The organism is Roseovarius maritimus (assembly GCF_043355895.2).
In the GTDB taxonomy this organism is placed as follows: domain Bacteria; phylum Pseudomonadota; class Alphaproteobacteria; order Rhodobacterales; family Rhodobacteraceae; genus Roseovarius; species Roseovarius maritimus.
Window position 1 is genome coordinate 1 of record NZ_JBHFPF020000018.1, and the last position, 11,863, is coordinate 11,863.

Sequence of the window (11,863 nt, forward strand, 5' to 3'; positions counted from 1 at the left end):
GACCCTGCTTCCATGGAATTGGCAATCCTCGGAGCGCCTCCGAGACGCCTGACCGCGGCCCACGCCGGATGCTTACTTTTCAACCGCCACTGAAGTCAGAAAGGCGATAGCACGAGGGATGTCGAAATGCGCCTTTACCTTGGCAGCACTTCGTTCCGCAAGAATGTGCTTCGCGGTGGTTAAGTTTTCCTGCTGTTGTGGAGTCAACTTTGGGGCGGCTTCACTGCGCCTGATAAGTGTATCCAAAGCTTCGTCACTGCGATTGCTAAGATAATCCGTCATTACTCACCATCCTTGCAAGTCGCGATTGGAGTCAGTGAATCCGTTTGGATCGTATCACTCCTGAAATCGGCTCAAATCATACGCCAACGGCGCTCGAGACGCGTTGGTATATAAATGGATACCCAGAGCGTTTATTGTAGGCAAGGGTAACGCCACCGCCGTCCGTCCGGCATCTGCGCAACGGAAACGCCGCACGATGCACGAATGGCCGATCTGGTGACTTGGATCGCAGCATCGGCCAAGGCGATGAACGACAGGTCTGGGCCGATAGGGACCATGGCGCGGACGCTGACCGCAACCTGACGCGCCGCAAAAGAACCCAAAATGGCTTCCGTCTTTGGCAAACGATCCGACCTCCTGATCACAAGAATGGAAACCGCTATGAACTACGAGCAAACAATGACACTGAAAGAAGTCGAATACGACCTGATCGAATGGGCAGACTGTGAAGAGGAGGGGGAAGACCCACCGGCATGCCTTGCCCATTGGGATCTGGACGAAGAGCAACTTGAGATCATCAAGGGGGCTTGTGCGGTCCCCCACGCGGCGGCGAGCATTGCCCATGCGATGTGGTGCATCGCTGACGGGGAAGGGCTCTCGTCGATTGCAGAGGTGCTGCGGACGCAATGATGACAATGTAAGGCCCGGAAGAGCGATACTTGTTCGTCGACTTCGATATCGGATCATTCCGCCTCCTGCCCTGTTACACCTTGCGCAGTAAATGTATGACGGCAATGCGGGCTGCGACCGCAGCAAAGCTGGCTTCTGGATGTTTGCTTCGGGCCTATTTCATCCAAAACTCAGGCGAATTAATATTTTACAAGGAATTCAAAACGCCCCGAGCAGCATAGCTGCTCGGGGCGTTCATCTTGTTTCTCATCTGTTCATAATGCCGAGCAGACAGCGATGAGCCGCAACTTGATCAAGCACATTTTCGCGGCTGTTGAGAAAATCCTGAAAAAGGAATCGCAACTCAATGAGCTCATTGCCGCGCTCAGAATAGACCGCCGTTTTACGGGTTTCGCCGTGGGGGCCAAATTCGTCATACCCCGTCTCCTCGAAGCGGTCTTCGCTGCCGAGGCATTCGGCAGCGATGCTGCGATCCAGGATGTCCATGACGGCGTCGAAGCCGCCCTCATCCGCCGTATCAAAAGGTTGGCGTTCTTTCAGGCGCCCGAGGCAGCGCGACACGAACGCCACGTCTCTGGCATTGTCGCCAAGGTGGAGCGACTTGGCCCGGTCGGCTACCTGACGGCCCAGAGCCACGGCCCGCGCAGCCAGATCATCCATGTTTTGTTTATTGGAAAGTAAATGCATCGTCGGGAATCCCCATAGTTGATTGTGAATCGTTGAAGCTACCGGAAAGGCAGCCCCTTCAAGGCAATCGGCCCTGGCAGGGCCGACTTTGGTTGGGGAAATCACGCGACTTGCGAGATCATGTGCGATGTCTCGCAGCGAATGTCGCTGGTAGGATCATTCTCAGCGATCAGCTTCAGCAGTGCGCCGAGCTTGTCTGAGAGCAGACAGCACTCCACGACAAACCCGGAAGCGGGATTGATTTTGGCAAAGAGGCCGCTCTCGATCCGATCTGGATCGCCGACATGCTCCAGGGTCAGCAACCGGTGAAATTCGACCAGCTGGCTGCTTTGTGCCCGGGTCAGGCGCCGTGTATGGCGCACGGCCTCACGCAGCAAAAATACTCGCGCACTGGCCGCCGGACCGCCGAGCCTGTGGGCAGCATTAGCCAACGCTGTCCCGTGATCGCGGAGAAACCCGCGCACATGCGCCAAGTTTGAGCAAGGCTGCTTGGTGAGTGTTTGGTAGTACGTCATGGGTTTCATCCCGGGGTTGCGCTGCACCAAAGCGGCAGCTTCAAGATGCCTGTCTCCTCCTTTCACAAGGCAATCTGGCCAGGCCCGGTGTAGCAGCAACTGGGTCCGTCGGTCTGGCTCATGTCAGTGTTTATTTGGGTTCCGTCGCACCGGAGTTTCCTGATCTGCGCGGCCTCAAAAGAGGGCCCGCGCAAGATCTGGAAATCAGGTGACACGGGGCGTCGTTCTAAGCCCCATCTTTAACGCTCTTCCTCTCCTCCTCGCCTGGACGACCTCAGTATTGCATCGCCTTGCGCCATGCATCTGCAAGCCGGGCACTATCCGGACCCGCCCGATGGGGAGCGGGACGGCGTTCGAGCGTTTCGTAAAGCATGTCCAGCGCCATTTCGGAAAAGATCGCGAAGGAAATCTGGTGGTAGTCCTCGACGGCAGGCATCGTGGCGCGACCGCCTGCTTTCATCAGTCGAAACAGCCAACGCGCCTCAAACTCCGGCGCATCCGACACCGGCACTCGGTCACCTAAATTTGCAAGCAGATCATCCACGACGGTGCAGGCAACTGGTGCCTCCTGAAGATCCTCCAGCGCGATGCCGTGGACGGCGGCGCTCCGAGGCGCCCAGTCGGCAAGATCCCAGCCCGATGCACGCCGGATCAACGTGCTCCAGGTCTGTACTTCGCCGTTTTTCAGCCAAGACAGACCAACTTCGATAGGCCAACTCTCTCGCGACAGGCTCGACGCTTCAAAGTCCAGGGTAGCGAACCTCTCCAAATCTGTATCTGGTTGCATCGGTGATCCACCTCGAAAAATGTGACGTGTCAGTGTCAAGTGTGCACGTTACCCAGACGCAATCCGCATCTCACCGCAGATCCCGGATCTGAGCGCTCTCACACAGGGAGCCGCACAAGAACCGGGCATCTTGTGAAACATGGGACTTTGAATATGGCTGATTGCGATGCTGCGGCGTAGAGTGCCCGCAGCCATCGGCCCATCTCTTACCGATTGGGAGCGGTGGACACTGCTATACTTTTAATAGATCTTGACCCCAGCGCCGCAGCCTGGGGTCATTCCGCGAATTTTGGCCGAAATATTTCATCCGGCCAAAATGGTTCTAATTCAGTATGTTAATGCCACGTGGCAAAACTTACCCCGCTTCATGGCAAACCAAAACAGCGGTTTTGGCATAACTACGCCCGTCCCGATAATGGGTCAAACTTCGGCCGTTTTTCAGCCGCATTTGGAATAACCGCAGCTGGCGCAGGTCATGCAGCCTTCGATCATGCGCATTGCAAAATCGCCGCAGCTGGAGCAGGCGCCGCCGCGGCCATTGCCGAGGTTGACAACCTCGGCGGTCGGGTCGGTCTTGAGACCAAGACCCTCGCCCGCCATGAAGCCCGTGCGGACCATATGCTGTTCGAGGATGCCACCGATGGCCGCGAGGATGGATGGCACGTATTTGCCCTGCATCCAAGCGCCACCGCGCGGGTCGAATACCGCCTTCAGCTCTTCCACGACGAACGAGACATCGCCGCCCCGCCGGAACACCGCAGAGATCATGCGCGTCAGGGCCACGGTCCAGGCGTAATGCTCCATGTTCTTGGAGTTGATGAAGACTTCGAAGGGGCGGCGATGCCCGCCCAGAAGGACATCGTTGACGGTGATGTAGATGGCATGGCTGCTATCGGGCCATTTCAGCTTGTAGGTCATGCCCTCCAGCTCGGTCGGGCGGTCCAGCGGGTCGGACATGTAGATCACGTCGCCCTCGGTGCTGATCTGCTGCGGCTCGGCCTCGGACGTTTCGCTGACACTGAGCACCGATCCGGTCACATCATTGGGCCGGTAGGTGGTGCAGCCCTTGCAGCCGCTTTCCCACGCCTGCATGTAGACATCCTTGAACGCGTCAAAGCTGATATCCTCGGGGCAGTTGATCGTCTTGGAGATGCTACTGTCGACCCATTTCTGTGCGGCAGCCTGCATGCGCACGTGATCGGCGGGTGCCAGAGTCTGGGCATTGACGAAATAGTCGGGCAGCTCGGCATCGCCAAAGCGGTCACGCCACATCTGCACGGCGTAATCGACCACTTCCTCCTCGGTCCGCGTACCATCCTTCTGCAGCACCTTGCGGGTGTAGCTATAGGCAAAGACCGGCTCGATCCCGCTGCTGACGTTCCCCGCGTAAAGGCTGATCGTGCCGGTCGGCGCGATTGAGGTCAGCAGGGCATTGCGGATGCCATGCTTTGCCACGGCGTCGCGGACATCCTGGTCCATGCCCTGCATCGTGCCGCTGGCCAGATAGGCGTCCTTGTCAAAGAGCGGAAAAGCGCCCTTTTCCTTGGCCAGGTCCACCGACCCAAGATAGGCCGCCCGCGCGATGGCCTTGAGCCACGCCTCCGTTTGCGCCGCCGCCTCTTGCGAGCCGTAGCGCTGGCCGACCATCAACAGTGCATCGGCCAGCCCGGTCACGCCAAGGCCGATACGCCGCTTGGCTTGCGCCTCGGCGGCCTGCTGCTCCAGCGGGAATTGGCTGGCATCGACGACATTGTCCATCATGCGCACGGCGACGGATACCAGATCCGATAGCGCGGCCTCGTCCAGCGCAGCGTCCTCGCCGAAAGGATCGCTGACCAGCCGTGCGAGATTGATGCTGCCCAAAAGGCATGCGCCATAGGGCGGCAGGGGCTGCTCGCCGCAGGGGTTGGTCGCGGCGATCGTCTCGCAATAGGCAAGGTTGTTGGCCCGGTTGATCCGGTCGATGAAGATCACGCCAGGCTCGGCATAGTCATAGGTCGCCTGCATGATCCGGTTCCACAGATCGCGCGCCTCGACGGTGTGATAGACACGGCCGCCGAATTCCAGATCCCACGAAGCGTCGGCCTCGACAGCGGCCATGAACGGATCGGTCACCAGAACGCTCAGGTTGAAATTGCGCAGCCGGGCCGGGTCGCTCTTGGCCGCGATGAAATCCTCTATATCCGGGTGATCGCAGCGCATCGTCGCCATCATCGCGCCGCGGCGGCTGCCGGCGCTCATGATCGTGCGGCACATCGCATCCCATACATCCATGAAGCTCAGCGGCCCGCTGGCATCGGCGCCCACGCCCTTGACCACGGCACCGCGCGGGCGGATGGTCGAGAAATCATAGCCGATGCCGCCGCCCTGCTGCATGGTCAGCGCGGCCTCGCGCAGCGCGTCGAAAATGCCGCCCATATCATCGGGCACGGTGCCCATGACAAAGCAGTTGAACAGCGTCACCTTGCGCCCGGTCCCTGCCCCCGCCGCGATCCGTCCGGCAGGCAGAAATTTGAAGTCCTCCAGCGCGGCGTAGAACTTATCTTCCCACATGTCCGGCTTCGCCTCGGGCGCGGCCAGGGCGCGGGCAACACGCCGCCAGCTTTCCTCGACACAGCCATCGCCTGCGCCCTCTTCGGGAACGAAACGGTACTTCATGTTCCAGATCTGTTCGGAAATGGGGGCGGCAAATCGGCTCATGGCAATGAACTCCGGCAGGGCGGCGAAAAGGGATCGGGATGCAGACCGCCACAATAGGCGCGCGCCCATCCACGGTCAACGCTACTCGCCATGCGCAACTACCTGCCCTTGGGGCAGTACCGCAGTCTACCGCAAGGTCTTGGGTCTGTGGGGCGCAGCCGGCGCACGCATCCCTGCTTTTTCTTGGTAAAAATACCCAATGGCCGGACGCCCGCTCTTGATGCCCCCGTTGACAATGCAGCCTCACCTGAGCTGCATTGGCATTGAACGCAGGCCGGCCCCGCCCTAAACTTCGCACCATGACACCCGCACCCCTCAACCTGATCAAGCTCAGCGTCGGAACAGAAAGCGTCGAGAACTTGAGCGCCTGGCAAACGTCGGGCCGCGCGCGCGGCGAGGATGGTCTGCCGCGGCACATCACCCGCATGTGGCCAAAGAGGGAGGCCGAGTTGCTGGATGGCGGCTCAATCTACTGGGTTATCCAGGGCGTGCTGCAATGCCGCCAGAGGATCCTGCGCCTCGACGAGGTGATCGGCACGGACGGCATTCGCCGCTGCGCCATCGTGCTCGAGCCCCAGATCGTGCGCACCGGTACGGCGCTGAAGCGTCCGTTTCAGGGCTGGCGGTATCTGCCCGGTGGCGACGCGCCTGCCGATCTGACCGACTCGCGCCGTGACGAAGACACTCTTCCGCCCGCGCTCAGCGCGGCCTTGTCCGACATAGGTGTGCTCTAGCCGCAACAGTCGCGGCAAACCGCGCACGCGAGATTTCACCTCAGATCACGGAATCTGGCGCGATATCGCTCAACGAAAACAGGGGGTAGACCGCAATTTTTCTGAATAAATCGCCGTCCGGAAGCGGGGTGCGACTCGAGGCAGACTAAACTGGGCAGTTTGCCGCCGATTAAAATCACATTTTCTTGAAACCATCGATCGCACCGCGCCGTTGCATCCGGTAAGCCAATCCTAAATAGGGGCTTATGAGGCGCGTAACCGGCAACGATGTCGGTGCGTCTGAACAAGGAAAGGATCACATTATGAAATATCTGCTCTCCGCAGCCGCAGCATCGGCTCTGATGACCGGCACCGCATTCGCAGGCAACATCGAGCCCGCACCCATGGAGCCCGTTATAGCTCCGGCACCGGCGCCCGTCTTCACGTCGCCGAACTGGACCGGCTTCTACGCTGGTGGCCAGCTGGGCTACGGCGATGTCGACACCGACCTCGCTGGCGTTGACGGCGACGGCCTTATCGGCGGCCTGACAGCTGGTTACGACTATGACCTGGGCAACTGGGTCATCGGTGCCGGCTTCGACTACGACTGGACCGACATCACGCTGAGCACCGTCAATCTGGACGTCGATAGCGTCTGGCGTGCAAAACTGCGCGGCGGTTACAAGCTGGGCAACGGTCTGCTTTATGCAACCGGCGGTTACGCAAACGTTGACGTCCAAACCCTGGGCGACGAAGACGGTTACTTCGTCGGCGCTGGTTACGAGCACCTGATCACCGAGAACATCTCGCTCGGCGGTGAAGTTCTGTACCACCAGTTCGACGGTCTGCCCGCAGGTGGCGTGGACACCGATCCGGAAGCAACCACCGCGCAGGTCCGCGCGACGTTCCGCTTCTGATACGGCTGCCGGGCCATTGGCCCGGCACTCGGCAGCATCATAGAAACGCGCGTCCTGCTCGGGGCGCGCGTTTTTTACGTCAGTCTGAAAGCCGCGCCGCGAGCGAGCGGTATCGCAGGGGTTCAGTCCACGCCCAGCTTGGCAAGCAGCGTGGCCATCGTCCGGCGCTCTTCATCGCTCATTTCGGCGCGGCGCGCCCTGAACAGCGTGGCCTGACTGCGCAAAACCACGCCATCCCCTAGCGTTTTCAGGTGGTTCGCCCGCAGCGTATCACCGGTCGAGGTGATATCGGCAATCGCCTCGGCGGTTTCGTTCTTGACCGTGCCTTCAGTCGCGCCCTGGCTGTCGACCAGTCGGTAATCGGCCACGCCGTGCTCGCGCAGAAAATCACGGATCAGGCGGTGATATTTGGTCGCGATGCGCAGGCGATGCCCATGTGCCGCGCGAAAGGCTGAGGCCACCGCATCCAGATCATCCAGTGTTCCCACATCGACCCAGGCCTGCGGCACGGCCAGCACCAGATCGGCATGGCCAAAGCCCAGCTCGGCCAAAGGCTCGACCCGGGTCTCCCACTGCGCCAGGTTCTCGCGCACCAGATCGGTGCCCGTCACGCCCAGATGGATGCGCCCGGCGGCCAGTTCGCGCGGGATTTCGCCCGCCGAGAGGAGGATCAGTTCGACATCGCCCGCCCCCTCGACCACGCCCGCATATTCGCGCTCGGACCCGGTCCGGCCCAACGTCACACCGCGCGCGCCGAACCAGTCAAAGGTCTTTTCCATCAGCCGACCCTTGGACGGCACGCCCAGACGCACGCTCATGCCGCACCTCCCGCAGATTGCGCCAGCCGCGCCACAAGGCCGGGGCGGATCACCCCGCCCACCGCAGGCATCTGGCGTCCGTTTCCCAGCTGCCTGGTCAGCGCATCATAGCGCCCGCCAGAGGCGACAGGCGGCAGGTCGGGATGTGCCTCGCTGGTAAAGCCAAAAACGAACCCGTCGTAATATTCCATCTGCGTGCGGCCGTAGGATGTCTCGAACGGCAAGGCCGCCACGTCGATACCCCGGGCATCCAGCGCCTCAAGCCGTGCGGCCAGCGCAACCACGGCCCCACTGATCGAAGGCATGTCGACTGCCAGGTCCCGCAACCGCTCCAGCGCATTGGGACACGTCTCGCGCACCGCCAGCATGGCGGATAGCAGCTCGACCTCCCCCTCGGCGATGGGCTCTGCCTGGGCATCCGCGCGCAAGGCCTCGATGCGCGCGGCGATCTCGGCCTCGCTGCGCAACCCGATTAGCGGACCGGCATTCGCCATTGGATCGTCGGCGGCCAAAAGCGCCGCCCGGCTGGCGGGCACGGGCGCACGGCCCGAAAACCGGTCGATCAGCGCGCGAAACCGGCGCGGGCGCCAGACATGGCGGCGCAGCGCGGCCTTGCGCGCCTCCGTCGTGCCCAGACCTTCGATCGCGGCCATCAGGATGCCGATATCGCCGGTCGCAGGCGTCAGGCCCAGCGGCGCAAGCATCCCTTGCATCAGTGCGAACACCTCGGCATCCGCCTCGGCCGGGGCGGCTGCGCCCATCACCTCGTAGCCTACCTGGAAATACTCGCTGGCGCGGCGCGGATCATCCTCCTGCCGGCGAAACACCTCGCCCGAATAGGTATAGCGCGCCGGCTCGGCCCCGCTCTCCATATGCATCTGCACGACGGGCACGGTGAAATCCGGACGCAGCATCTGCTCGCCCTTCAGCGGATCGGAGGTGACATAGGCGCGCGCGCGGATATCCTCGCCGTAGAGGTCGAGCAGAACCTCGGCGGGCTGCAGGATCGACGTCTCGACCACCTCGGCCCCCGCCGCCTCGAAGACAGCGCGCAACCGCGCCGCCTCGGCCCGGACGGCGGCGCGGCTGGGCTGCTCGGCCAGATCGGTCATGATCTGGATCCGCTCAGGATCTCGCGCACCTTGGCCACCATGTCAGCGCGCGGCACCTCGAACTGACTGGGTCGCTCCTTCCACTCTTCCAGCGTCGCGCTCTCGGCGATTTGCGCGCCCAGCACCAGATCCTTGATCTGCACCACGCCTGCCGCCTGCTCGTCCGCACCCTCGATGATGGCGACGGGGCTGTGGCGTTTGTCCGCGTATTTGAGCTGGTTGCCGAAATTCTTGGGATTGCCAAGATAGACCTCGGCGCGGATGCCCGCAGCGCGCAATTCGCCTACCATCGCCTGATAGTCGGCCATCCGGGCGCGGTCCATAACGGTCACGACGACCGGACCGGGCGCCTCGCCGCCAGCCCTGCCCTGCGCGCGCAGCGCGGCCAGCAGGCGGTCGACGCCAATGCTGACGCCCGTGGCAGGCACCGCCTGTCCGGTGAACCGCTTGACCAGATCGTCATAGCGCCCGCCCCCCGCAACGCTGCCGAACTGCCGCTTGTTGCCATCCTCGTCGAGGATGTCGAATGTCAGCTCGGCCTCATAGACAGGGCCGGTGTAGTAGCCAAGACCGCGCACAACGCTGGGATCGATCTCGATCCGGTCAGGCCCATAGCCCTGAGCGTGGAGAAGTTCCGCAATTTCACGAAGCTCCTGCACACCTTGAAACCCGACCTCAGAAGAGCCGACGGCGGAATCCAAATTTTCGAGCGTCCTATCTATGCTTGCATCTTTTGAGGTTAGAAACGCGATGACCGGCTCAATTTGGAAATCCTCCAACCCAACACCGTCAATGAAAGCACCGGACTTATCTCGACGACCTTTGCCGAGCAATTGCCGAACACCATCAATGCCAACCTTATCGAATTTATCAATTGTACGGAGGATGTTTGCCTCAATTTCCGCCGCATGTTCCCAATACTCAGGCGGACCGCCCTGTGATTTTGGGGCCAAGTTCATTACGCTTTCCAGCACACCGTTCAGCACCTTGCGGTTGTTCACCCGCACCACGTAATCGCCGCGCGCGATCCCCACGGTCTCGAGGCAGTCGGCCAGCATCGCGCAGATCTCGGCATCCGCCGCGACCGACGGCGCGCCCACCGTGTCCGCATCACATTGATAAAATTGGCGAAACCGCCCCGGCCCCGGCTTCTCATTGCGCCAGACCGGCCCCATCGCATAGCGGCGATAGGGCGTGGGCAGATCCTCCTTGTGCTGCGCATAGACCCGCGCCAGCGGCGCCGTCAGATCATAGCGCAGCGCCAGCCAATCGCCCGGCTTCTCGCCCTCATCCTCCTGCCACGCGAAAACACCCGCATTGGGGCGATCCACATCGGGCAGGAACTTGCCCAGCGCCTCGACCGTCTCGACGGCCGAACTGTCCAGCGCATCAAAGCCGTAATGATGATAGACGCGCGCGATGGCCTCCAGCATGGCGGCACGCTCGGTCACCTCCGCGCCAAAGTAATCGCGAAAGCCCTTCGGCGTCTGCGCCTTGGGGCGCGGCGTCTTTTTCTGCTTGGCCATCTCATCGTCTCCCGGAGGTCGCATGACTTGCCGCGCGGTCTAGCCCAAGCACCGCACGGCGGCAAGGGACGCGCCTGGACGATGCCTTACCTTGGCGAAATACTCATCGGCGATGCCTCTTCACCTTCGCAGCGCTTGACGCGGGGCACCGCGCGAGCCAAACCGGCCTCATGGAACAGCTCGAAGAACAGATCGCCCACCTGACCCGCGCCGTCGACGATCTGTCGGATACCGTCGCGCGTCAGGACACCGAGATCGCCGTACTTACGCGACGCGTCGAGATGCTGATGCGCCGCGAGGCCGAGCGAGAGACGGATGGCGGCGGCCAGGCAACCTTTCAGGACAGACCGCCGCCTCACTGGTGAGACACGGGCAGAAGATCGGCGCGTGGTCTAGACGCGCGTGGCTTTGTGGATGAAGTCGGCGAGACGTTCAAAGGTGGCGGCGGGCTTCTCGTCCGGCTGAAGCTCAAGATGGCCATGCAGCATTCCGGGCATCTCAAGCAGTGTCATGCGATCGCCCATCTTGCGCTTGAGCATGCGCACCCCCTTGACCGAAACACGCGAATCCTCCGGATCGTGCTGAGCAAGCGCGACCAATCGGTCATTTCCAGTCACCAGCGCGGGGTAGTTGTAACCGCCAGAACTGGCGAACACCCCGTTGACTCGCGCCGGCGGAAGGCCCAGTGCAGGAGGCGAAAACGCGAGATTGAAGGCCGTCAGGCCGCCCGCCGAAGCGCCGCCCACAACGATGCCCGGACCCCATCCATACCGGCCACTCGCGCCTGCGGCCCAATCAAGGAACATCAGCCCATCCTCCAATGCAGCCAGCGAGCGTGCCTCGCAAAGGCCGGGGCGGATCAGATTGCCCCGCTGCGCCTGCAAAGACTCCAGATGCGCGCGCACCTGTTCCGAAAGATCGGCCTCGGTCGCGCGCAGCCGATACCCGACCGAGGCGACAGCGATCCCTGCCTGCGTCAGGCGCCTCCCCAGCCGGCGCGCGATCTTCATGTCATGGCTGCCGAACTTGAATGCGCCAGCATGGAACCAGACGAATAGCGGCGGCGGCGCCTCCGCCGTGATATCGCTTGGCAAAAAGAGACTGGCCGGCATATCGACCTCGACGCCGCCCAGCGAGGCTTGGCCATAGACCACATCATGCCGCGTCATTTTCATG

Annotated in this window: 13 protein-coding genes; 4 read left to right on the plus strand and 9 right to left on the minus strand. The window is 61.9% G+C overall.

The window, feature by feature from the left end; genetic code table 11:
- Nucleotides 1-72: 72 nt before the first annotated feature.
- Nucleotides 73-282, minus strand: a complete 210-nt coding sequence (locus tag ACEWPM_RS18750; protein WP_393963804.1) for a hypothetical protein — start codon at nt 280-282, stop codon at nt 73-75.
- A gap of 381 nt (nt 283-663) precedes the next feature.
- On the opposite strand from ACEWPM_RS18750, the gene ACEWPM_RS18755 reads away from it, so the two are divergent.
- Nucleotides 664-912, plus strand: coding sequence for a hypothetical protein (locus ACEWPM_RS18755; protein ID WP_393963805.1), 249 nt, complete (start codon nt 664-666; stop codon nt 910-912).
- Nucleotides 913-1,158: 246 nt separating this feature from the next.
- Here ACEWPM_RS18755 and ACEWPM_RS18760 read toward each other — a convergent pair whose 3' ends face one another.
- From ACEWPM_RS18760 to ACEWPM_RS18775, 4 genes are all read right to left on the minus strand, one after another.
- Nucleotides 1,159-1,599 carry a hypothetical protein gene (locus ACEWPM_RS18760; protein WP_393963806.1) on the minus strand — a complete coding sequence of 147 codons (441 nt, stop codon included), beginning with the start codon at nt 1,597-1,599 and terminating at the stop codon, nt 1,159-1,161.
- Between the two features lie 101 nt (nt 1,600-1,700).
- Nucleotides 1,701-2,114, minus strand: a complete 414-nt coding sequence (locus tag ACEWPM_RS18765) for a hypothetical protein (RefSeq protein WP_393963807.1) — start codon at nt 2,112-2,114, stop codon at nt 1,701-1,703.
- Between the two features lie 274 nt (nt 2,115-2,388).
- Nucleotides 2,389-2,901 (minus strand): 3'-5' exonuclease, encoded by a 513-nt coding sequence (locus ACEWPM_RS18770; protein ID WP_420768111.1) that lies wholly within the window; start codon nt 2,899-2,901, stop codon nt 2,389-2,391.
- A 438-nt stretch (nt 2,902-3,339) separates the two neighbouring features.
- Nucleotides 3,340-5,601 (minus strand): adenosylcobalamin-dependent ribonucleoside-diphosphate reductase, encoded by a 2,262-nt coding sequence (locus tag ACEWPM_RS18775; RefSeq protein WP_393963809.1) that lies wholly within the window; start codon nt 5,599-5,601, stop codon nt 3,340-3,342.
- Between the two features lie 299 nt (nt 5,602-5,900).
- Between ACEWPM_RS18775 and ACEWPM_RS18780 the strand changes: the two genes are divergently transcribed.
- On the plus strand, nt 5,901-6,335 hold the full coding sequence (locus tag ACEWPM_RS18780) for a DUF1489 family protein (RefSeq protein ID WP_393963810.1): 435 nt from the start codon (nt 5,901-5,903) through the stop codon (nt 6,333-6,335).
- A gap of 302 nt (nt 6,336-6,637) precedes the next feature.
- Entirely contained in the window at nt 6,638-7,231 is a 594-nt protein-coding gene (locus tag ACEWPM_RS18785) for an outer membrane protein (RefSeq protein ID WP_393963811.1), read from the plus strand.
- 122 nt (nt 7,232-7,353) lie between these two features.
- On the opposite strand, the gene hisG is transcribed toward ACEWPM_RS18785, so the two are convergent.
- The 3 genes from hisG to hisS are packed head-to-tail and all read right to left on the minus strand — an operon-like array spanning nt 7,354 to nt 10,687.
- The gene (hisG, locus tag ACEWPM_RS18790) at nt 7,354-8,049 is read right to left on the minus strand and encodes an ATP phosphoribosyltransferase (protein WP_393963812.1); all 696 of its coding nucleotides are present in this window, start codon (nt 8,047-8,049) and stop codon (nt 7,354-7,356) included.
- The gene (locus ACEWPM_RS18795; protein WP_393963813.1) at nt 8,046-9,161 is read right to left on the minus strand and encodes an ATP phosphoribosyltransferase regulatory subunit; all 1,116 of its coding nucleotides are present in this window, start codon (nt 9,159-9,161) and stop codon (nt 8,046-8,048) included. The genes hisG and ACEWPM_RS18795 overlap by 4 nt, the downstream gene beginning before the upstream one ends.
- Entirely contained in the window at nt 9,158-10,687 is a 1,530-nt protein-coding gene (hisS, locus tag ACEWPM_RS18800; RefSeq protein ID WP_393963814.1) for a histidine--tRNA ligase, read from the minus strand. Before hisS ends, ACEWPM_RS18795 begins: the two co-directional genes overlap by 4 nt.
- Before the next feature lie 170 nt (nt 10,688-10,857).
- On the opposite strand from hisS, the gene ACEWPM_RS18805 reads away from it, so the two are divergent.
- Complete coding sequence (locus ACEWPM_RS18805; RefSeq protein ID WP_393963815.1) at nt 10,858-11,052, plus strand: SlyX family protein; 195 nt, start codon at nt 10,858-10,860, stop codon at nt 11,050-11,052.
- A gap of 27 nt (nt 11,053-11,079) precedes the next feature.
- On the opposite strand, the gene ACEWPM_RS18810 is transcribed toward ACEWPM_RS18805, so the two are convergent.
- Nucleotides 11,080-11,862, minus strand: coding sequence for an alpha/beta hydrolase (locus tag ACEWPM_RS18810; RefSeq protein ID WP_393963816.1), 783 nt, complete (start codon nt 11,860-11,862; stop codon nt 11,080-11,082).
- Between the last annotated feature and the right edge of the window lies 1 nt (nt 11,863).